Annotated in this window: 19 protein-coding genes; 1 reads left to right on the top strand and 18 read right to left on the bottom strand. The window is 56.0% G+C overall.

All coding sequences use genetic code 11. The features are described from left to right. Positions 1-4: 4 nt before the first annotated feature. The 14 genes from L9H78_RS02635 to L9H78_RS02570 form a co-directional block, all read right to left on the bottom strand. Positions 5-1,747: a ComEC/Rec2 family competence protein gene (locus tag L9H78_RS02635; RefSeq protein WP_249620407.1), complete on the bottom strand. Its 1,743-nt coding sequence runs from the start codon at positions 1,745-1,747 to the stop codon at positions 5-7. A gap of 8 nt (positions 1,748-1,755) precedes the next feature. Then, positions 1,756-2,604 carry a ComEA family DNA-binding protein gene (locus tag L9H78_RS02630; RefSeq protein ID WP_249620406.1) on the bottom strand — a complete coding sequence of 283 codons (849 nt, stop codon included), beginning with the start codon at positions 2,602-2,604 and terminating at the stop codon, positions 1,756-1,758. Positions 2,605-2,771: 167 nt separating this feature from the next. Then, positions 2,772-3,581 carry a DegV family protein gene (locus tag L9H78_RS02625; RefSeq protein WP_249620404.1) on the bottom strand — a complete coding sequence of 270 codons (810 nt, stop codon included), beginning with the start codon at positions 3,579-3,581 and terminating at the stop codon, positions 2,772-2,774. After that, complete coding sequence (locus L9H78_RS02620; protein ID WP_249620403.1) at positions 3,582-4,259, bottom strand: histidine phosphatase family protein; 678 nt, start codon at positions 4,257-4,259, stop codon at positions 3,582-3,584. Further along, positions 4,256-4,714: a ribosome silencing factor gene (gene rsfS / locus L9H78_RS02615; protein ID WP_249618367.1), complete on the bottom strand. Its 459-nt coding sequence runs from the start codon at positions 4,712-4,714 to the stop codon at positions 4,256-4,258. Before rsfS ends, L9H78_RS02620 begins: the two co-directional genes overlap by 4 nt. Positions 4,715-4,911: 197 nt before the next feature. After that, positions 4,912-5,556 carry a nicotinate-nucleotide adenylyltransferase gene (gene nadD, locus L9H78_RS02610; RefSeq protein ID WP_430622698.1) on the bottom strand — a complete coding sequence of 215 codons (645 nt, stop codon included), beginning with the start codon at positions 5,554-5,556 and terminating at the stop codon, positions 4,912-4,914. Then, positions 5,549-6,178 (bottom strand): hypothetical protein, encoded by a 630-nt coding sequence (locus L9H78_RS02605; protein WP_249620402.1) that lies wholly within the window; start codon positions 6,176-6,178, stop codon positions 5,549-5,551. The genes nadD and L9H78_RS02605 overlap by 8 nt, the downstream gene beginning before the upstream one ends. Before the next feature lie 53 nt (positions 6,179-6,231). Beyond that, positions 6,232-7,533 (bottom strand): glutamate-5-semialdehyde dehydrogenase, encoded by a 1,302-nt coding sequence (locus L9H78_RS02600; RefSeq protein WP_249620401.1) that lies wholly within the window; start codon positions 7,531-7,533, stop codon positions 6,232-6,234. 95 nt (positions 7,534-7,628) lie between these two features. Next, positions 7,629-8,537: a D-isomer specific 2-hydroxyacid dehydrogenase family protein gene (locus L9H78_RS02595; RefSeq protein WP_249620400.1), complete on the bottom strand. Its 909-nt coding sequence runs from the start codon at positions 8,535-8,537 to the stop codon at positions 7,629-7,631. 74 nt (positions 8,538-8,611) lie between these two features. Next, on the bottom strand, positions 8,612-9,850 hold the full coding sequence (gene proB, locus L9H78_RS02590) for a glutamate 5-kinase (RefSeq protein ID WP_249618363.1): 1,239 nt from the start codon (positions 9,848-9,850) through the stop codon (positions 8,612-8,614). 56 nt (positions 9,851-9,906) lie between these two features. Continuing rightward, positions 9,907-11,436 (bottom strand): GTPase ObgE, encoded by a 1,530-nt coding sequence (gene obgE, locus L9H78_RS02585; RefSeq protein ID WP_249620399.1) that lies wholly within the window; start codon positions 11,434-11,436, stop codon positions 9,907-9,909. A 131-nt stretch (positions 11,437-11,567) separates the two neighbouring features. Then, the gene (gene rpmA, locus L9H78_RS02580; RefSeq protein WP_023018278.1) at positions 11,568-11,846 is read right to left on the bottom strand and encodes a 50S ribosomal protein L27; all 279 of its coding nucleotides are present in this window, start codon (positions 11,844-11,846) and stop codon (positions 11,568-11,570) included. A gap of 20 nt (positions 11,847-11,866) precedes the next feature. After that, the gene (rplU, locus tag L9H78_RS02575) at positions 11,867-12,172 is read right to left on the bottom strand and encodes a 50S ribosomal protein L21 (RefSeq protein ID WP_021353609.1); all 306 of its coding nucleotides are present in this window, start codon (positions 12,170-12,172) and stop codon (positions 11,867-11,869) included. Between the two features lie 242 nt (positions 12,173-12,414). Then, positions 12,415-16,020, bottom strand: coding sequence for a translation initiation factor IF-2 N-terminal domain-containing protein (locus L9H78_RS02570; protein ID WP_249620398.1), 3,606 nt, complete (start codon positions 16,018-16,020; stop codon positions 12,415-12,417). Positions 16,021-16,317: 297 nt separating this feature from the next. Here L9H78_RS02570 and L9H78_RS02565 point away from each other — a divergent pair, with 297 nt between their 5' ends. After that, positions 16,318-17,043, top strand: a complete 726-nt coding sequence (locus L9H78_RS02565; protein ID WP_249618360.1) for a hypothetical protein — start codon at positions 16,318-16,320, stop codon at positions 17,041-17,043. A gap of 302 nt (positions 17,044-17,345) precedes the next feature. Here the strand turns inward: L9H78_RS02565 and ndk are convergent, their stop codons facing one another. From ndk to L9H78_RS02545, 4 genes are all read right to left on the bottom strand, one after another. Further along, positions 17,346-17,756, bottom strand: coding sequence for a nucleoside-diphosphate kinase (ndk, locus tag L9H78_RS02560; protein ID WP_021353603.1), 411 nt, complete (start codon positions 17,754-17,756; stop codon positions 17,346-17,348). Between the two features lie 127 nt (positions 17,757-17,883). Continuing rightward, on the bottom strand, positions 17,884-18,249 hold the full coding sequence (locus L9H78_RS02555; protein WP_249620720.1) for a DUF4233 domain-containing protein: 366 nt from the start codon (positions 18,247-18,249) through the stop codon (positions 17,884-17,886). Positions 18,250-18,335: 86 nt separating this feature from the next. Continuing rightward, complete coding sequence (gene folC / locus L9H78_RS02550) at positions 18,336-19,871, bottom strand: bifunctional tetrahydrofolate synthase/dihydrofolate synthase (RefSeq protein ID WP_283775223.1); 1,536 nt, start codon at positions 19,869-19,871, stop codon at positions 18,336-18,338. Further along, the gene (locus tag L9H78_RS02545) at positions 19,871-22,618 is read right to left on the bottom strand and encodes a valine--tRNA ligase (protein WP_249618787.1); all 2,748 of its coding nucleotides are present in this window, start codon (positions 22,616-22,618) and stop codon (positions 19,871-19,873) included. The genes folC and L9H78_RS02545 overlap by 1 nt, the downstream gene beginning before the upstream one ends. Positions 22,619-22,652: the final 34 nt, after the last annotated feature.

Below are 22,652 nucleotides of genomic sequence, written 5' to 3'. Positions count from 1 at the left end.
ACAGCTAGAACTTGCCGCTTTCGGCGTGCTGTGAGCCATCGACGTACACGGTTACTGGCCCGTCTCGATTAGGGAAAATAATCGGGATGCCGGCAGGGGTCGCGGTCGGACGATCGGCCTTTCTTCCCGACGGATCGGTAACCACAATAGCTTCTGTGTTGCCGGGGATAGTCTCTGCAGCAATCTGGCCGGAATAATCTGTGATTTCTGCAAGCTCAGCAATTACCAGCACGTTATCCGGAGAAATTTCTGCTGGCGCCGGTGGGCGTTGGAGCCAGCCCGCAAACAACATGCCCGCAATACCGACAGCAATGGTGGTCCGCACCAAGCCCGCCAGCAAGGCTACGATTATCCAGCCATATGCAATCGCAGCGGCCCACGGAGTGACCTCAATGGTTGCCAATGGAAGGTCTTGTGCCCAGCTCGCAACGCGGTAAATCCACCACACTGCGGGTTCTGCGAGTTTCAGCGCAACAGCTTCTGCTGGAAAAGGTAGCGGCAACACGGCCAGAATGGTGGCAGCCATCCCAAGCAATAAGGCGATGCTGACCACGGGGGTAACCGCAACATTGGCGAGCACACTTACCACCGAGACCCGACCGGCCATGAGCGCCACGAGGGGCATGGTCACAACATCTGCGGCAAGAGAAACTGCGAAAGCCCGGACGACCACATCAGGTAGTCGAATTCGCGCCAACGGCCGGTACAACAGGGGCACTAACGCGATGATTCCCCCGGTCGCTGCCACCGACAAGGCAAAACCGAAAGTCACTGCCAAATCGCTGTCAATAAGCAAAAGAGTGATCACCGCAATGCTCAAAGCATGAATCGGTGGCATGCGGGAGGAATTCACAATGGCCGCTACTCCGACGAGACCGGTGATGCTTGCGCGCAACACAGATGGTGCCGGTCCCACCACGCTGGCGTAAAAAACCAAGACCACTAGAGCTGCAATCGATTGACCTACCGGCCCACACCGTGCGACACGGGCGAGTATTACGGCAGCAGCCACAATCGTCGCCACATGCAAGCCACTTACTGCGGTGAGATGGCTTAGTCCAGCATCGATATACATTTGGCGTTGCTGATCTGTCTGCGCACTTCTATCCCCCAGTACCATTCCCGGAACCAGGGCCGCGGTATGTTCACCGAGAAATTGTTGACTAGCTGCCTGCAAAGAATCAGAGATATTAGCCGCAAATTTGGCAAAACCGGTAGGAGGTTGTACTTCCAGGATCTCACCACGGGCTACCACTGGGGCTAATCCGGGACGAGCAGATTCTTGATATGTAGCATCAACCAAAATCTGGGATCCGGGAGCTATTCCAACTGGTTGTTGTGCTGTTTGCTGTGCTGTTTGTCTAGCAGTTTGTTGAACGGTGTCTGCATCCGTGCCGGTGGTAGCCGGTTTAGTGAACAAAGCCAGGTTTGGCGCAAGACCATCCACCTTGACTGGAAAATAGTATCCGCCAAATTCTAGTGCGGTACCACGTCCAGCCACCGTGGCTGACAATTGCTCCGGATAAGAAAAAGCTGCTGCGCGACGCTGGCGGATGGCTGCCATAAACAACGCCGCACCAGCCACGGCTACTACCAGCATTGCGTGTTGCCAGTGCCCAGTGAATATGCACACCACACCAACCACCACGAGTAATACAACCGCCCAACCTGGGCCTCCGGTTAAGATCACCAACAGCACAACCGCCCAACTCGTCAGTGCACTGGGCAGCAAACGCAGATCTTGCATGGCTGGTTTTATACCGTTACTTCATCTTTTAGCCGGGAAAACTTCGCCGGACCAATCCCGGGGACCTCTAAAAGCTGATCTACAGCAGCAAAGCCACCATTCGCATCCCGAAACTCTATGATCGCAGCAGCTGTAGCTTCGCCTACGCCGTGTAACGACGTCAGCTCAGCAGCCGAGGCAGTATTCAATGGAATCGGACCAGTATTTGCACCTGGCCCTGTACCGGTGCTGCCGTTTCCTCCGCTGCCCTCGCTGTTCGGTGCAGCAGCTAAAGGAACAGGATCATTCGGCCCAAGCACTACTAACTGTTGGCCATCACTGAGTCGCTCTGCATGATTGATGCGAACCAAATCTGCTTCCGGCAACACACCCGCCACCGCCAGCGCGTCAGCGGCACGGGAACCTTCGGGAAGGGCCATTATTCCCGGGTTATGCACTAACCCCACTACCGAGACCACGATCTCTTCAACTCCGTGGGGACCCGCGGTGCCATTACCGGAAGTCTTAGCGCCTGCTGAGGCTTCCCCAGTTGTATCGTCCTGTGCAGTGGCATCACCTGCTGCTCCAGATCCTGCAGTGTCATCCCCTGCAGAGTTGCCACCGGAGGCTGCAGCAGACCCTGCTGCCAGCGCAGCGAAATCCGGCTGCTCCGAAGCCGACTTCCCCGCACCTAGTCCACCCGAACTCAACACCCACCACAGCACACAGCCAATCAGCGCAAACGCTGCCGCGGCAATCGCTGCGGTTTGCGACAAAGAAAACCGTGGTTTGGGATAATCCACCGCCATGAGGTCTTCTTCTCCAGTCGGGCGGGTTAATTCCGCAATACGTTCTTTTAGGCGTGCTGTTGGGCTCATGGCCGCGATACTAAAAGTACAAAGGAAGAAAAAGAATACGGCCACCGACGAACCTGTGAAAAATTACCTGACAGGTCAACACGCTGCAGCGTTCTGTGGATAACTAACGCACAAACAGCGCTATTCTTATAAAACCGTGCTAGTAAAAGCGAGCTAATAAAAGCCGGCTAATCTGCCACGGTAAAAACAGCAGAAACCCCGATCGCGCCGGTGCCGACATGCACTCGCAACACTTCACTCATCTCAATGACCATCACCGAAGAACCAGGAGCTAAGGCGTCGACAAGCAAGTCATATAGCGTCTCTGCTGCCTCTTCTGCCTCGCTGTGCTGTACCGCGATAAACGCCGGCTCGCCAGCAGCCTGCTGAGAAATCAGCTCGACCAACTTGTTAAAGGCTTTGGTTTGGGTGCGGGTTTTCCCAACCAACTCCAGCTTGCCTTCCTTAAACTGCATAATCGGCTTCGTCGCCAACAATGCGGTCGACAACATGGCCGTTGTCGTCGACAAACGACCTGAACGGCGCAGATCATCAATTCGGTGCAAATACACCCAAGTAGCAGAACGCGACAGGACCCCCAACGCAGCGTCATGACACTCATCGAGGTCAGCGCCCTGTTGCGCAAGTTTCGCGGCCGTCATCACTGCCGCGCCCATTGCCATCGCGACCGCCGGCGAATCAATAAGACGAATTTCGTCATCGTCGAAAAGCCCCACGGCCGTCTGCGCAGAATTCCACGTCGCAGACAACTCTTTTGGCAAATGCATCACCAGCACGCCGTCCCCCCGGCTGCGCTCTACCAACCGACCATAAGTTGCCGCCAACTCCAATGACGACAACCCCGCTGTGGAACGCTCTACCGAACCATCCTTGGCAGTTTTCTCCATCACGTGCAGATCCAGCACAGTGATGCCAAGTTCTGCGATAACGTCCTCGCTCAAACTAGCTGAGGAATCCGTAACCACCTGAACCGCCATTTAGTCCCCTCGACCCATATTCCAGCCTTCAAGAAACCACCGGGCACTACGCGCATCAGCCGTAGTCGAAAACCGCGGACTCGACTTCGCAGCATCCGAGTGCAATCCCGGGCGCGCGACCAGCTTGGCCCAATGTGTATTCTTCAGGCTCGTCAGCATGGGGAACTGCTCCACTTGCAAATCCAATAAAGCACAAGCCAACGCGGAAATCGCGCCATTATGGGCAACCAACAGCACCCCGCCGTCGTCCCAATCGGAATACTCTTCCATCAGCTCGTCAACAACCGGACGGATACGCTTGGACACATCCACGCGAGATTCACCTCCCGGTGGAGTCCAGCGAGCATCATTGCGCCATTGCGCACGTGCTCCCGGATACTGTTCGTCAACCTCGGTACGAGCCATACCTTGCCAGTCACCCAAATGAGTCTCGCGCAAACGTTTATCGGTAGTGACTTCCAGCCCCAAACGATCAGCGATATGACCGGCAGTGGTGGCCGCGCGGCTTAAATCCGAAGCAACGATACGCGTGATGCGGACGTCGGCAAGCGACTCCGCTGCCTGGCGTGCCTGGGCGTGACCGCGTTCAGAAAGCTCGGTGTCCAACTGGCCCTGCATCCGCCCGCTGGCGTTGTAGGTCGTCTCACCATGGCGGACGAGATACAGAGAGCGGGTCATGAGCGCTCCTCGCCCACCACCGGAATATCATCAATCGCCTGGGCGGAACGCACCTGCGCACCGTCGAACTCAGAATAAGTACCTGGACGTGAATATTCCACGCCGTCGACTTCTACCAATGGGCAATCGCCATACAAGCGGTCCAGGCCATAAAAATCGCGTTCATCATTGTGCTGGACGTGCACGACGACATCGCCATAATCCAGCAACACCCAGCGATAATCACGCTGGCCTTCCCTGCGCAAAGGCTTCCGACCAGCGTCTTTCAAGTCCTCTTCAATCTCGTCGACGACAGCCTTAACCGCGCGCTCCGTATCCGCCGAAGCAATAATGAACACCTCGGTAATGCCCAGGACATCAGAAACGTCCATGGCAACGATATTGGCCGCAGATTTCTCATCAGCGGCGCGAACGGCCACACTCGTGAGTTCGCGAGCGGTATCAGTAGCGGTCAATGCGCACCTTCCTCTTTCTGGCAATAATTTCTTCTGACAGTAGTTAGCTCTGACAGTAACTTCTTCTGGCAGTAGTTTGTTTTGGGAATAACTTGTTTTTGACAGCGCACAGCTTCGTGGACTGTGCAATGAGTGCCAAAGTTGGTCAAGCCCATGAATGGTCTAGTCACAGTTTCGCACGAACTAGCCGGTTTGGGCTAGTTTTCCGCATATAAATTGTTCTTCGAGATATACTGCACCACCCCATCCGGAACCAAATACCACACCGGGCGGCCCTGCCCAGCGCGCTCGCGGATATCAGTAGACGAGATCGCAAGCGCCGGTACATCCACCAAATCTATGCGACGCTCATGAATATCCGGCATCATCGCCTCAGACAACTCGTAGCCCGGGCGGGTTACCGCCACAAAACGCGCCATCTCGAACATGTCCTCCCACTTATGCCACGACACGATATTCGCCATGGCATCAGCACCCGTGATAAAAAACAGCTCGGCTTCCGGGTATTGTTCCCGCAAATCCCGCAACGTATCGACGGTATAGGTAGCGCCAACACGGTCAATATCGACGCGACTCACCCCAAAGCGCGGATTCGACGCAGTAGCAATCACCGTCATCAAATACCGCGCCTCTGCCGGGGTGACTTGCTTATCTGCTTTTTGCCAGGGCTGACCAGTAGGCACGAACAAGACGGTATCCAAGCAAAACTGGTCCGCCACCTCACTTGCAGCAACCAAGTGACCGTTGTGGATCGGATCAAAAGTACCGCCCATTACGCCAATGCGCTGACGGGAACCGGACATGCTAGCACGACAAACACCGCGATTATGAGGTTTAGCCATGCACAATCCATTCTGCTAATTCATCGGCCACGAGGCCATCGTTCGGATAATCAATGAGGAAATAATCACCGTGAATACCAGCTTCATCCCGCAAGGCAGCGACTGCAGAGTGCGGGGTGAGATCACAGGCGAAATCATCAATCATACAGTAATTAATGCGCCGCACCGGAGCTAATTCCGGGCGTAACGACGGCGGCACCACTGCCGAACCAGCAATGAGCCCGTTACCAATCCGTGGACTGCCCACGATGAAAGGATCCCCAGCGCCTAATTGCGGATTTCCAATATAAACCACCCCGCGCAATTGGTTTTTCTGGTGCAAATATTTTTCCAGGTGGCTGAGCACAATCGAACCTTGCGAATAACCAAACAAAATATAATCCGGGTGGCAGCCTGTGGAATCCTCAAAATCTTCCACAAAACCAGGTGCCTTGTCGATACCTGACCGCAAGCTCCCCACCACACCAGAAATTGCTTCATGCGCGATTACGTGCGACGGGGTTTCCCGCAAGGTTTCTCCAAGACTAGCGGAAAACTCGAACGCGTTCGGATCACTACCGCGCTCAGCGAGCCCCGTGCAGCAGTAATCGCCAGCCTTGTTGCAGCACGGACTCGTAAGCATGAGGCAGTCATACCGGGGATTATTCCAGCTCACATAATCGAATGCGAGCTGACTTATGGGCGGGTGTGACCAGTGCCCTGCAAAATCCACTTGCTAGAAGTCAGCTCCGGCAAGGCCATGGGGCCGCGAGCGTGCAGTTTCTGGGTGGAAATACCAATCTCTGCACCCATGCCGTAAACCTCACCATCGGTGAAGGCAGTGGATGCATTCAGCATCACTGCAGCGGCATCGACCTCATTGGCGAACTTCTGCAAAATATCTGCATCTTGCGCCGCAATACCTTCGGTATGTCCGGTGCTCCACTTCTGAATGTGCGCGATAGCACCATCGACACCGTCGACAACCTTGGCGTTGATATCCATGGACAGGGATTCTTCTGCCCAATCTTCCTCAGTAGCTTGCAGGGCGTTTTCCACACCGAAAGCGGAGAGCTCTTCGACATCACCGTGAATAGTTACCGCTGCATCCTGTAGTGCACGTACAACCTGTAGCTTGTCTTCATCGCTCAATGCGGAATCCAGCAGTACAGTCTCGGTGGAGTTACACACCGAGGTACGACGGGTCTTTCCGTTAACCACCATCGCGATGCCCTTGTCAAGATCTGCCGATTTATCAATATAAAAATGGCAGTTCCCAGTACCGGTTTCGATGGTCGGCACAGTAGCACCCATCACAACTGCGTTGATCAGGCCAGCACCACCACGTGGAATAACGAGATCCACAAGGCCACGGGCAGTAATCAGGTCCTGCACGGAGTCACGGGTCTCGCAAGGCAAAAGCTGCACGGCTTCACGTGGGTGACCCAATTTTTCCAGGGTGTCCTGCAAAAGCTCCACCAACTGCTTGTTGGACTCACGAGCGGACTTCGAACCGCGCAACAACGGCACATTACCTGACTTAATAGCCAGGCCAAATGCATCCACAGTGACGTTAGGACGAGCCTCATAGACCATGCCCATAACACCAAGCGGGACACGCACCTGCTTCATCTCAATGCCGTTGTCCATGGTGGAACCTTGCAGAATCTCCCCTACCGGATCCTGCAAGCCAGCGACCAGACGCAAGCCATTAGCGATACCCGCGATGCGCTCTTCATCCAAACGCAAGCGATCTAACAGCTGATCACTCAGGCCAGCTTCTTTACCATTAACGATATCGCGCTCATTAGCGCCAAGAATAATAGAAGTGTTATCCAGCAAATGCTGGGCCGCAGTTTCCAAAATTTCATTCTTCTGCGGAGTTGAAAGTTGGGCAATCACCGGGGCCACGTCCTTAGCGGCACGGGCCTTGGTGAGAACCTCTTCGCGCTCCTGGGCGCGTTCGGGCGACAAGTTTTCTGTAGCTTTGTCAGTCATGTCGCCCAGTATACGTATTTAACAGCCTGCTTCCAGGTTTAAATAAAACGGCTGTCCGGTTTAGTAGGCCGCTGAAATTATGAAGGCTGCTGAAATTAATAGCCTGCTGCAACATCAACTTCCGTCGGCATCTTCTCGCCAGCCGCGAAAGCTTCCATATTTTTCAGCATGTGCGCGCCGATGCGCTTACGCACCGAATACAGCGGGTTCGCCAAATGTGGAGTGATGACGCATTCCGGCATCTTCCACAACGGGTGGCCATCCGGCAATGGTTCAGGTTCAGTGACATCCAAGCCAGCACCAGCGATGACACCATCACGGAGCGCGTCGACAAGATCATCGGTGTTGACCAAAGGTCCACGACCCACATTCACGACGACGGCGCTATCTTTCATCTTCGCAAAAGCATTGGCATCCACAATATGGTGGGTTTCCTCGGTCAACGGCATCAGCAGCACAAAGTAGTCCGCGCGCGGCCACACCGAATCCAACTCAGTGCTTGGCACGGTCTCATCCGCACCTTCAACGGGGTTACCGGAGCGATTAACCGCAATAATCTCCGGGCCGAAGCCAGAGAGCATGTTAATTAATTCCGCGCCAATTCCTCCCGCACCGATAATGGCAACGGTGGAATCTTCGCACAAAAATCGTGTCTTGGGTTCTAGCTCCTCCTGCAACCAAGTTTCCGCCTGTGTGGACGGTTTGTGTGCATGCAGTTGCGCCAAAAGAAGCGCAATCGCAGACTCTGCCACGGTCTTGTCGTACAGGCCGGCAGCATTTGCCCACCGGGCCGACGACGCCTTCATCTGGTCGACGAAAGCATCAACGCCGGCCAGGTGCAGCTGCACGAAACCAAGGGATTCTGGAATCTCCGGCAGCTCATCAGGCTTACCGTTAAACAACATGCAGTCCGCGTCGTCGATGTCGTCGACAAGCGTGTGGCCGGCGTCTTCTAGGGTCTTTTGTACTTTATCCCAGCTGTGCGGGTACATCAGAAACTTCATGACCCCAAGGTTACCGGGATTTTCGGCGAGGTGACCAGTCTTAGCTTCTTCGCCGCAACTTCAAAGCACCAGTTTTACAGACGTGAAGCGTAGTTTGAGAGGTAGTCCGCGTGCACAACCGGGCGTTGCATTTCCTCCGGCATGTCTTCTGTCTTCTTACCCATGATCGACTTCAACGCCGACGACGAGTAGTTGACTTCGCCACGGCCGACGACCTCAGAATTCGGTCCAACGATATCCACAATCTCACCGGCACGGAATTCACCATCAACATCGGTGATACCGACTGCCAGCAGCGAATTACCGCCACGAGTAACTGCCTTGAGGGCACCTTCGTCCAAACGCAATGTTCCACCGGAATCGGCAGAATACAGTGCCCAGAATTTCCAAGCGGACAAGCGGCGTTCTTCACGAGTGTGGAATACGGTACCAACTCGGGCATCTTCCAACGCCGGGCCAATATTATCCGCCGACGTGAGCAGCACCGGCACACCGCCGCGCGCGGCCAGGCGAGCTGCCGATACTTTCGAGGCCATTCCGCCAGTACCGACCTTGCCGCCGTCACCAGCGGCAACGCCTTTCAGATCTTTACCAGTGACAACTTCATCGACGAAGTTAGCATCTGGCTCCGCCGGATTCTTGTCATACAAGCCATCGACGTCGGAAAGCAAAAATAGCGCATCCGCGCCAGTCAAGTGGGCCACGATTGCCGATAGGCGGTCGTTATCACCAAAACGCATTTCGGAGGTCGCCACCGTGTCGTTTTCATTCACGATCGGTACCGCACGCAAAATACGCAAACGATCAATAGTACGCTGCGCGTTCCGGGTGCGGTCGCGTCGGCCAGCATCCGAGGCAGTCAACAAAACCTGCCCGCACGTACGGTTGTAACGGGCGAAAGAGCGCGACCACTCATAAGCCAAATGCACCTGGCCAACCGCAGCAGCTGCCTGCTTGGTGGCAAGATCCTGTGGGCGTTCCGTCAACCCCAGCGGCTTCATGCCAGCGGCGACAGCTCCCGAAGAGACCACAATAACGTCGGAGACTTCCATACGCGCCTGCAGCGCATCAACAATGTGATCGATCTTTTCCGGGGAGACGGAAAAATCATCCGTCAGCGAGGAAGAACCGATCTTGACGACGACGCGCTTGGCTTTCGTAATCTGCTCACGCAAAGCAGATTCGTGGCCCATGGCCAAGCTATCTTTTGCTTCTTCCGGCGGATCTGGGAACTTCGCTTCCGGCGAATTGTCCTGGTACGGATCCAACGGGAGGTGGGCATGAATGTCACGGTCATGGGCGTTGTGAGGCATACTGTGTAGTCTACAAAAATCCGCGCGTGATCTCACCCATCACACGATCTGAATGCTTAACCCTGCCAACGCTCGCGATCTGATTGTTCTTCGTCGACGTCTCCATAAACCAGTTCGTCGATCAGGCCGCGTCGCGCCTGCGAAGCACGCTTGCGCTCTGCCGCGGTAGCACGATCCGTGGTTTCCAATCGAGCATCGCGTCCACGACCAGCCAAAGTTGGATCGCCACCGATCATCGGTTCCCACTCGAAAGTGATCTCGCCGATGGTCACCGGGCAGCCTTCCACCGCACCTCTGCGGAAAAGCTCTTGTTCCACACCGGCGCGTGCCAAACGGTCAGACAAATACCCAATCGCTTCATCGTTTTCGAAGTCCGTCTGGGAAATCCAACGCTCAATCTTCTTGCCTTCGACGATGAAGCCACCTTCCACCTGTGGGTCTTCGCGCACGGTGAAATCAGCATGATGGCCACCCTGTTTCGCACCACGCCCCATAACAGCCTGCGGGCGGATAACCTCTGACGCCGGTTTTTCTTCTCCAACTGGGCGCTCTGCCCGGTCTGCATCCACAATTTCTGCGAGTTTATAGCGCAATGCATCCAAGCCCTGCCGCGCGACAGCCGAGATAATGAACACCGGCCAACCAAATTGTTCTTCCAGGTCCTCTTTGACAAATTCTGCCAAATCACGGGCTTCTGGCACATCGGCTTTATTAAGCACGATCACCCGTGGGCGTTGCATGATATCGCCCAAACCTGTGTCTTCTTCCAAAGCATCTTGATATTGCGCTAGTTCATCTTCCAAGGCTTCAATATCCGATACCGGATCACGACCTGGCTCAATAGAAGCCGTATCGACGATATGGGCCAATACAGCGGTACGCTCAATGTGGCGCAAAAACTCCAGACCCAGGCCTTTGCCCTGGGAAGCACCAGGAATTAGACCGGGGACATCAGCAATAGTAAATACGCTGTCACCAGCAGTAACCACCCCTAGGTTCGGGCTCAAAGTGGTGAATGGATAATCACCAATTTTTGGCTTTGCTGCAGACAGAACAGAAATCAGCGACGATTTACCGGCCGACGGGAAACCTACCAGCCCTACGTCGGCGACCGATTTCATTTCTAAAATCAGATCGTGTTCCTCCCCGGGCTCGCCTTTCAGCGCGAAACCGGGAGCTTTCCGGGAAGCATTAGCAAGAGCCGCGTTACCCAGGCCGCCATATCCGCCTTCCGCAGCCATGAACCGGGTGCCGATTGTGGTCAAGTCCGCCAGCATCTCGCCTTTCGCGTTGCGCACGACCGTGCCCACGGGCACCTCCAAGACTAAGTCTTGGCCACGCTTACCCTGGCGATGATCTCCTTCGCCGTTGCCGCCGCGTTCTGCCTTGATGTGCGGTCGGAAATGGAAATCTAACAGTGTGTGCACCTGGTTGGAGACTTCCAGGATAATGTCGCCGCCGTGGCCGCCGTTACCGCCGTCGGGGCCACCGAGGGGTTTAAATTTTTCGCGGTGCACCGAGGCACAGCCGTGCCCGCCGTCGCCTGCAGATAGGTGCAGGGTTACTCGATCGATAAAACGAGACATGGCGCGGGCCCTTTCTAGAAAAATGTTGGCGGTGCGTTAGACCATTATTTAAGCAAAAAACGCGCAGCCCCACATTCAGGTGGGAACTGCGCGTTGGAACCGTGTCGGTTCCGACGAGAAGCTCAAGCTATTTATGCGCTGGCTTCTGCGGCTACTTCTTGTGCCGGAACGATGTTGACAACCCGACGTCCGCGCTTAACACCGAAGCTGACGGATCCAGCTTCGAGAGCGAACAAGGTGTCGTCGCCACCACGGCCGACGTTCTCACCTGGGTGGAACTTGGTGCCACGCTGGCGAACGATGATCTCACCAGCGTTGACTTTCTGGCCGCCGAATCGCTTAACGCCGAGACGCTTGGCCTCGGAATCGCGACCGTTCGAGGTGGACGATGCGCCCTTCTTGTGTGCCATTGTGCTATCCCCTTAGTGCTTTACTTAATTCCGGTGATCTTGACGACGGTCAGTGGCTGACGGTGGCCCTGCCGACGCTTGTAACCAGTTTTGTTCTTGTACTTCAGGATCCGGATTTTTGGACCCTTGGTCTGTTCTACGATTTCAGCGTTGACAGATACACCGCTGAGCTCATCAGCCTTGGTCTTGACGGTTGCGCCATCGGCGAGCAGAACCGGGGTAAGAGCCACGGCATCGCCTGGCTCGCCCTCAAGCTTCTCAACCTTGACGAGGTCACCTTCAGCAACCTTGTACTGCTTTCCGCCGGTCTTGACGATCGCGTACATGGAGGGTTACCCCTTATCTATACTCGACTCGGAACATACCCACCGCATACTGCCAAACAGTCGCGGTGCGTAAGCCCCAAGATGGACTTTAATTACTTAAGCGTTACTTGCCACGCTATCCATGTGCCAACTAGATAGCCACCTAGATATGGCTATCTAGCAGCTGTCTGGATAATGATGCGCAGGCTCATAACAGCGACTGTCCAAGACTACCGTGCGCACACCCAAAAAGACAAACCCAACTATTTCTTCACTGGGCGTCGAACAACTCGACGCCGCCGTGTGCTTTTGCGCACAGCCGCGTCTTTGGCACTGCGTTGATGTTTCTCGCCACCGGTGCGGTGCGTGCTATCACTCGCGTCGCCAGCCTGCTGCTGCGTCACTGTTGCCTGCGCGTCATTGCCTGGTTGGGAAGCCACCGCAGAAATCCGCCGCACTACTCGACGACGCTTCATAGACTTACGTACTGCCTCCTCAGCAGCCCCTTTAGCCCCTGCTATTTCTGTAGCCTGTGCAACTGTTTCCTCGTGACCCTTCCGGTTCGTGAGGATCCTCTTGGCCGGCGCTGTCTGATTGCTTCCCTGGGTGTCATCCCACCGGAAATCCGCCTTGCGCGGACGGTGATCAGAACGGGAATTACCACGAGTGCGACGGCGGCGGCGCGGACTGGACTCAAACTCCGCAACCGCTTTCTCGTAGGCGTTCTTATCACCTACAGGTTGCGTGTCTCCGATGTTTTGCTTCTCAGTGACGTTACGTGTCTTAGCGCCATCTTGTGCGGCAGCCGAAGCTTGCGACACAACATCATGAGCACGCTTGTTTCTGCGATTCTTGCCACGCTTAGCACGGCCGGATTTCGCCGAGCCAGTTGTTGGCTCATCCGAACCATCTGAAGTTCGAGCCTTTGGCTGTTGCTTGCCAATCACGCTAGCCGCCAAATTTTCAAATTCTGCGGCTGCAGCACGCTCTCGTTCGCGTTTGCTCTTCGGGCTCTCATCCTCATGCATGTCTGCCGAAGTCGACGCAGTCACGTCCACATCATCAGCCGCGTCCGCATCATCACTTGCGCTAGCACCATCCGCGCTAGCGTCAGAGCCTGCCAACAATACGCGATTGCGACCATAGCCATTGTCTGGCTCATGGTCGTGCGCCTGTGCCGCAATTTCGGCCTGTTTCATGGCATCAACAGGATCGCTGTTGATCAGCACTCCTCTACCCGAACACGTCGGGCAGTCTGCCGCATAAGCTTCCAATAAGCCGGTACCAATACGCTTCCGGGTAAGCTGCACCAAACCTAAGCTGGTGACTTCCGAAACTTGATGACGGCTACGATCCGAAGTCAAACGCTCTTTCAACCGACGCAACACCAGATCCTGATTTTCTTCCAAGATCATGTCAATGAAGTCAATGACAATCATGCCGCCCAAATCTCGCAAACGAATCTGGCGCACAATTTCGTCTACAGCTTCCAAGTTATTGCGCGTGACAGTCTCCTCCAGATTACCGCCCTTGCGCTTACCAGTGAACTTCCCGGTATTTACGTCGATAACGATCATCGCTTCCGTCCGGTCGATGACCAACGAACCACCGGATGGCAACGGCACATTACGCGACAAAGCCACTTGGATCTGTTCATCAATGTGATACGCAGTAAAGGAATCCTGGTCGTTGAAAGCCTTTGGGTCGTGCTTCGTAATTCGCTTCAACAAATCCGGAGCCACGGACTTCACATAGGAGTAGATAACCTCGTAGGCCCGATCGCCGTCGACAATGAGCTCGGTGTAGTCCTCGTTAAACAGATCGCGAACCACCTTGACCAGCATATCTGGCTCTTCAAATAGAGTTACCGGCTCGGTTGATGCAGACTGCATCTCATCTTCCACGCGCTGCTTAATATGCAGCCACTGGTTGTGCATGCGGTCCACGTCAGCAGCAATGGCACGCTCCGGCACGCCTTCCGCAGCCGTGCGGATGATCGTGCCACCATCTTCCGGTACGACGCGCTCCAACATGTCTTTCAAACGTTTCCGCTCTTCCGCCGGAAGTTTCCGTGAAATCCCAGCGTTACGCCCGCCTGGCACATACACCAGGTACCGGCCAGAAAACGAGATATGCGCGGTCAGACGCGCACCTTTATGACCCAAGGGGTCTTTCATGACCTGCACCAACACTTGGTCGCCAGGCTTCAAGGCCGCTTCAATACGACGCTGGTGTCCGCTGAGGCCGCGTGCTTTCCAATCAACTTCCCCGGCATAAAGGACTGCATTGCGTCCCTGCCCAATATCGATGAACGCTGCTTCCATGTTGCGTAACACGTTTTCGACGCGGCCCAGGTAGATATTTCCGATCATGGAGCCTTGGTTTTCCGCATTGACAAAGTGCTCGACCAACACGTCGTCTTCGAGCAGACCGAGTTGAGTAACCGTACCTGGCCCGTCCATGCGTGGACGCTCACAGACAACCATCTTGCGCGTGATTGCTGCTCGACGCTCTTGGAATTCGCTTTCGGAAACTATGCGTTCTGTCTTGCGGCTTTCTTCCCGCAGCTCGTTGCGACGACGACGCTGTGCTTCCAGACGGTCGGAGCCGCGCAAACCCCGTGGCTCGTCAATCTTTTCGACGGTGTGCTTGTTGTCCGCAGCTTTGTCTTTATTTTTGGCATCGCCGGTGTTTTTCGCGTCACCAGAATTTTTTGCGTCGCCGGAGTCTTTTTTGTTGGCAGCTGCTTCTTCCACACTGCCCTGTGAACCTTCGTTCGAGGACTCCTGGGCACTCTCATCAAAACCGCCGTCTTTCTGGGAAGCGACGTTGCTTCCAGCAACATGGCGATTATCATCACCCTGATCAGCGTCACCAGCCTGCACCGATTGCGCGCTACCACGCCCACGTGATCCACCACGGCGACCACGGCGGCGTCGACCGCGGGAATTAGTGCTGCTCCCACCGCGATTATTCGCGGAGTTGTCGTTGCGCACCGAGTCATCACCCGTTAGGTCATCACCCGTTAGGCCATCGTTCGTTAGATCATCGTCGCCCGCTGAGTCAGCTCCCACCAGATCATCGGAAGCGACTGAATTGGATGAATGAGCCGTCGCATCGCTTGCTGCGATCCGCGCACCATATCTCCTTACACCGCGCGAGGTTTTTCCAGCACGGTTACGTCCCCGGTTATCGTCGTTTTCTTCGGGTGCGCCGGTTGCATCCTCGGCTTCTTCCGTAGCGGCGATGATGTCGTCAATCTCAGATTCCGCAACCTCCGGACCGACATCCGGTGCACGGAATACCGGAACATAGGCATTCATCCTCGGTTCTGCTGGGGCGGGCACATTCGGGGCTGGCTCAGGCTCATCAGATACCGAAATGCTTGGCAGATCCGCAGCAACTTTTTGCACGATCTGGTTAATTTCATTTTCCACGTTTTTGCGCACGCGGTGGCGCAATTTCTCTTCCGCTTCGTGGTCTAGCGTCGAATCTGTTTGCTTTGGTTGCTTTGGTTGCTGCGCTTTCTTGCCATGCGTATTTTCGCTCTTATCGGCCGTTTTGCCTTCGGCTTCGCTCTGTTCAGCCTTGCCAGCTGTGCCTGAGTCGGCTTTGCCTGAATCAGCCCTGCCAGCTGTGCCCGAATCGGCTTTGCCTTTGCTCGCGATATAATCCAGTACGGCAGTGACCTCGTCCGGTGCCACATTCGACTGGGCACGCTTAGAAATCTGCAAATCCGCTAAAACTCCAATGAGCTCCCGCGAACTCAACCCTAGATTTTTCGCCAACGTATACACGCGGGTCTTTTCCGGCCATGCCGCGCTTGTCAGCGTCGAAGCTTTTTCAATTGTCTCTTTGGTGAAATTCACCGTTATCTTTTCTCCTGAGCTCGTCTTAAACCCCGGGCGCAGCCACCTGGCCGCTGCCGCGCAGGGCATCGAAAATATTCAAATATAAAGCCCACACCGGGCTCGTCATACAAAAACCGTGTGCCGTAACGTTCTTCCAACCGCACTCGCGGGAACAACACAGTTGGCATTATGTCACAGAATTCTTGCCGACGGATAGCCGCAAAGCACAACTTCGCCCACAGTTTCCTCCCGCTAGCTGCGTGTCATCTGACCAATCGAACACGACAACTCGGCGATTTTGATTAAAATAAGGACATGCTCAGTAGAAAGGGTCACCACCGTTCGATAACTACACAACTGCTTTTCAACGCTGGCGCCGCCGTGCCCGCAGGGCTTGGTTATTCGTTGCTACTGCACGAACACTGGCTAGCTGCACTACTCAGTTTCGCCTGTGCCATCGGATCCGGTGTCTGGCTATTCCGTGATTACCTAGTCTCCGTTTCCACCGAGGAATACCGGGACACCGATTACACCCCGCAGCAAAAACTCATGCTGTACCTTCCAATATTCCCGTGGAGTGTCATTCTGCCGCTGCCAATCGCCCAGCTAGACGGCGTTCTTCATCCAGCTGCCTCCATTGCGGTGACGGCGGCGGTGGCGACCATCGGCTTTGCTTTCCAGATCCTCGGCACCAATATCGGTCCGCGTCGCGTCGGCAAGCGTCGAATCCAACAGGCACTGCGGAAAAGCAATATGGAAGAAATCACCAGCGAGCGACTCGAACTGGTCGCACGACATCCGAAGGTACTGCGGGACCTGGCGGCCGTCGGAGCCGGGGATAATGTGTTCGTCATGGTCGCAGAATTTGCGGGCGCCATCCACCGGGACACCGATGAAGTGATCACTGAGCTGGAAACATTGCGGAAAGCGCACCTGGTCGAGGCCAAGAAAATTACCGTGCGCGAGCAGCCGCACAAGTGGCAATATAGCTTAACCCCCACCGGTATTCAGTGCTTGCAGCACTACCGGCAGGGGCGTTAGCGAAGTTCAGTGTTACAGGAATTGCGGTTGCGCTCCCGCTAGCACGGGGGTTGGCTAGCGCGGGGTGGGCAGCGCCCAGCGCCGCCCTTGGCATAGACGCTGGCGGCAATCCCTAGCTACGGTCAATGTGTCTTTTTTACAATTAGTGCTACGAAATCGGCGGTTTTGTGGCCACTATTTGCAAAATTCGCACATAAACTGCGTCGGGTTATATAAGTGCGCGGAACGAGCGCACCGAGTGGAGACAGATTCTTGGAACCGGAACCCACTGCTTACAGATTCTTGGAACCAGATCCCGCTGCTTACAGGTTCGGGAACCAAATCCCGATCTCGCGCTCTGCGGATTCTGGGGAATCAGAACCGTGGACGACGTTTTCCGCCACGGACAACGCAAAATCACCGCGGATGGTGCCCGGGGTGGCCTTGCCGACGGGATCGGTGCCGCCAGCCAGCTGGCGCCATGCGTCAATGGCGCGGTCGCCTTCCACGATGCCAGCGATCAAGGGAGCGGAAGTGATGAAATCCACCAGCTCACCGAAAAATGGCTTATCGGCGTGCTCAGCGTAGTGCTTTTCTGCGGTTTCACGGTCTGCCACACGCAAATCGAGTTCTGCCAGACGCAGTCCCTTGCGCTCAATGCGGGAGATGATTTCTCCCACGTGGCCATTCTGTACACCGTCAGGTTTGATCAAAATCAGAGTACGTTCAGTCATGGTCTCTAGTTTACAACTTGTTTCAGTGAAAACTTCTTCGGTCTAGCACTTTCCAGCCGACACCGAGCACCGGAAATTCCACGACTAGCGCAGCTAGTCCGTACCCAAACGCTGACCACTAGCGCAGCTAGTCCGTGCCCAAATGCTGAGTGGTTAGCAAGCCACGCCGCATGCGTTCCAACAACATCGAGCGTAAATACAGCATGAACGCCCAGACAGCAATGAACAACAGCATGATCACGCCGATGGACCAGTGGATGAAAAATGTCAACAACCCGAGCGCTTGCAGCACCAGAATCATGGGGATAGCCCAGGATTTACGCACGAAAAAGACTGCGAGCACATGCAAAGCCCCGAGCATCGTTACCGCGACCCAGTTCGGCGTCGTCCAATAAACGCCACCATCAATTTTTAAAATGACGGTAAGACCCAAAAAGATGCTGATCGCTTGCATGATCAGCGTGCCCGACATCATGCCGGCCAACCCACGCATGGGGTCTTTTACCGGCGCTTTGCCCGGGCCCAATGGGCCGTACTCGGCAGCGTGGCGGTTATTGTCGTGGCGGGAATTCTGATCTGTCACGACGGTTCCTTTCCAAATAGCGTGCGGGCTTCCCCAGCGGTAACCACCGAGCCGGTGATCACGATGCCAGAGCCCGATTGCACCTCGGCATCTTCTGCCAATTCCACGGCCAGCGCGTAGGCACCAGGCAGATCGTCGATAGTGTGCACGCGCTCTTCACCAAAGATTTCCACGGCGTATTCCGCCAGCGTATATGCGTCCAGAGCTCGCGGAGAGCTGTTTTGGCTAATAACCACTTCATCCAGGTGCGGTTCCAAAGCCAGCAATACGCCCTTGGCATCTTTGTCGTCGAATACGGCTACTACGCCGATGAGACGCTGGAAATTAAAATCACGCGAGAGTGCCGCACCCAGTGCCTGCGCACCATGCGGATTGTGCGCTACATCGATGAACGTAGTCGGTGAGGTACGCACGCGCTCTAAACGACCCGGCACCGACACGGTGCGGAAGCCTTCCCGCACAGTATCCAGGTCCAGCCCGTGCCCGGCGCGAGCTCCAAAGAACGCTTCTACCGCTGCCAGTGCGCACGAGGCGTTCGCTGCCATGTGACTACCTGAAAGAGGGATGAAAATCTCTGGGTATTCTCCACCAAGCCCGCGCAGGTGCAATTGCTGCCCACCTACAGCGACGGAGGTTTCCAGCACCCCAAATTCGCTGTTATAGCGCGCCACACCGGCTTCCACTTCGACGGCACGGCGCAGAATCACGTCCATGGCTTTCGGGTCTTGTTCTCCGATGATCGCGATGTTCTCCGACGGCTTCAACACGTCGTCCAGGTCATCGCGTTTTTTGATGATCCCGGCTTTTTCCGCCGCGATTTCTTCGATGGTCTCGCCCAGGTAGTTCTGGTGGTCCAAGCCCACCGGCATGACGACGGAAACTTCCGGGTTCACCACGTTGGTGGAATCCCAGGTCCCTCCCAGGCCAACTTCCACCACCGCGACTTCCACCGGGGCATCCGCAAACGCGGCATAAGCCATGGCAGTCAGGATTTCGAATTTGGACAAGCGCACGTCGAAATGCGCATCGGTCATCTGCACAAACGGCTCAATTTCTTCCCATTGGCGCACGTAGTCCCGCGCAGGAATCGGGTTACCATCCAAGCAGATGCGTTCGGTGACCGTCTGCAAATGCGGCGAGGTGAACATGCCACTGCGCCGATGAAACCCACGCAGCAGCGAATCAATCATGCGCACCGTCGAGCTTTTGCCGTTGGTGCCCGCGACGTGGATAACGTGGAAGTTTTCTTGCGGGTTGCCCAATAAATCCAGCAGGTACTCTATGCGTTCCAGGCTCGGATCGATCTTCGTTTCTGGCCAGCGGGTATCGAGTTCCGCTTCCACCGCAGCCAGCGCGCTGAGTTCTTCTGGCGTGGCTTGCAGCGGGGCTGGCGCGTTGCGTTCTTCATCCGGCAATCCCAGGTTGAGTTTCAACCCGTGCTCGTCGACTTCCACCGCATCACCGGCCAAGGCAGCGAGGTCCTGGTCTAACTCGCTGCTTTCGGAAGGGTCTGCGTGTTCGTATTCTGCCACTAGCCTAGTGCCTCCAGACGAGCACCGATGCGGTCGACTTCTTCTTGTGCCAGCTGTTGGCGATCTTTGATCTTGTCGACGACATCTTGTGGTGCCCTGGCCAAGAACTTCTCGTTTTGCAGCTGGCCACTGGTCTGGGCCAGTTCCTTTTCTGCCTTTTTCAGGTCCTTCTGCAGTCGGGCGCGTTCTGCTGCCACGTCCACGGCACCTGAGGTATCCACCGCGATGGTGATGGTGGCCTGGCTCAGGCGTACCTCAACGGAAGCAGACTCGGTGAAATCTGCGCCTGGCTCTTCCACATTTGCCAGGTTGCGCACCAGGTTTTCCTGCCCAACCAAGTCGGCGGCAGCAAAGTCCAGCTTTCCGGGGATCTTCTGCGACGGCTTCACGCCCTGGTCCGCGCGGAAACGACGCAACTCGGTAATCAGCACCTCAGCGTCGGCAATGCGACGTGCAGCAACGTCGTCGGCCTCTACCCCGCCGTTGGTATCAGCTGCGGTAGGCCAATCTGCTACCACCAGAGATTCGCCACCGGTCAGCGCCTTCCACGTCACTTCGGTAACGAACGGCATGGTTGGGTGCAGCAAACGCAGTACAACGTCCAGCACTCGGCCCAGCACAATTTGCGTGTTTCGGCCCTGGGCGGATTCGCCCTCGCGTGGGATCTGGGTTTTGGCGATCTCGACGTACCAGTCGCACAGCTCGCCCCAGGCGAAGTGGTAGAGCAGTTCGTTGGCTTTCGCAAACTGGTAGTCATCCAGATACTTGTCTACCTGCGCGCGTACTTGTTCGGTGCGGTCCAGGATCCAGCGGTCGGCGTCGGTAAGCTCACTGCGCTCGGGCAGCTCGCCCATACCGGCACCATTCATCAACGCGAACTTGGTGGCGTTGAACAACTTGGTAGCAAAGCGCTTCGAAGCCTCTGCAGCCTCATCACCCACCGGCAGATCCACGCCAGGGTTCGCGCCACGCGCCAAGGTAAAGCGCAAAGCGTCGGCGCCGTAATCGCGCACCCAATCCATCGGGTCAATGCCGTTGCCCAGTGACTTAGACATCTTGCGGCCGTGCTCATCACGAACCAAACCATGCAGGTAGAGATCCTTGAACGGCACCTGTGGCCGGCCGTCGGCAGCCGTACCGAAGGTTTCCGGGTCCTGCTGAGCGGCGAAGGTGCCGAACATCATCATGCGGGCAACCCAGAAGAACAAGATGTCGTAGGCGGTGACCAGCACCGAGGTTGGGAAATAGCGCTCCAGGTCAGCGGTTTTATCTGGCCAGCCCATCGTGGAAAATGGCCACAGTGCAGAGCTAAACCACGTATCCAATACGTCGGGGTCTTGCTCATAGCCTTCTGGGGCTTGCTCATCAGGGCCGACGCAGACGATGTCACGCTCGCCGTTTTCATCTTCTGGCCCGTACCAGATCGGGATGCGGTGGCCCCACCACAACTGGCGCGAGATAGTCCAGTCATGCATGTCATCAACCCAATCAAAGTAGCGTGGCTCCATCGACGTCGGGTGAATCTTGGTATCGCCTTCACGCACAGCATCGCCAGCCATCTGTGCAAGCTTGTCCACCTTCACAAACCACTGCAGCGACAGGCGCGGCTCAATCGGTTCCCCGCTGCGTTCCGAATGACCCACCGAGTGTGTATACGGGCGCTTCTCCGCGACAATGCGGCCTTGCTCCGCCAACGCCTCGCGAACCTTCACGCGGGCTTCCTCGCGGCTCAACCCATCAAACTGGGTCCCGGTGCCAGCGATATGGCCGGTGGTATCCATGACCGTGGGCATGTCCAGGTTGTGGCGCAAGCCCATCGCATAGTCATTCGGATCATGCGCCGGGGTGATCTTCACGGCACCGGAACCAAATTCCGGATCTACGTAGTCGTCGGCAATGACTTCCAGCTCCAGATCGTCCCGGAACGGGTGCGGGAACTTCTTGCCCACTAGGTGGGTATAGCGCTCATCATCCGGGTGTACGGCCACGGCGACGTCGCCAAGCATGGTTTCTACACGGGTGGTGGCGACGATGACGTGATCTTCGTCGTCGGCAAGCGAGCCGTAACGCAGCGAAACCAGCTCACCGTCGACGTCTTTGTGTACGACCTCGATGTCACTGACCGCTGTTTCCAGCACCGGCGACCAGTTGACCAAGCGGTGCGCGCGGTAAATCATGCCGGCGTCAAACATCTGCTTGAAAATGTGCTGCACGGCGCGCGACAACCCCTCATCCAGGGTGAAGCGCTCGCGCGACCAGTCGACGGAATCACCAATCGCGCGCATCTGCTGTTGGATGGTGCCGCCGTATTCTTCCTTCCATTCCCAAACCTTGGCAATGAAATCTTCACGCGAGTAATCCCAGCGAGATTTGCCTTCCTGCTCGCGCAGCTTCGCTTCCACCTTCGTCTGGGTAGCAATGCCTGCGTGATCCGAACCCGGCAGCCACAGCGTGGAAAAACCCTGCATGCGCTTGCGACGGATAATCGAATCCATCAACGTGTGATCCAACGCGTGCCCCATATGTAACTGCCCGGTGACATTCGGTGGCGGCAAAACCACGGAATAAGCAGGCTTGTCCGCATCTTCGTCCGGGCGGAAATAGCCCTTCGACTCCCAAGCGTCGTAAAGATCTTTCTCTACCTCGCCCGGTTGCCAGTTCTTCGCAAGCAGATCGCTACGGTCGCGACCCGGCGCGGCATCGGTTGCGGAATTACGGTTATCTGGGTTTTGCTGGTTCTCCGTCATCACGGCGCCTATTCTAGCGCCCACCCGCAACCTG

It is taken from the genome of Corynebacterium pseudodiphtheriticum, from assembly GCF_023509295.1.
Taxonomy (GTDB): domain Bacteria; phylum Actinomycetota; class Actinomycetes; order Mycobacteriales; family Mycobacteriaceae; genus Corynebacterium; species Corynebacterium pseudodiphtheriticum.
Note: the sequence above shows the minus strand (reverse complement) of the source record. Positions and strands in the feature narration are given on the sequence as shown.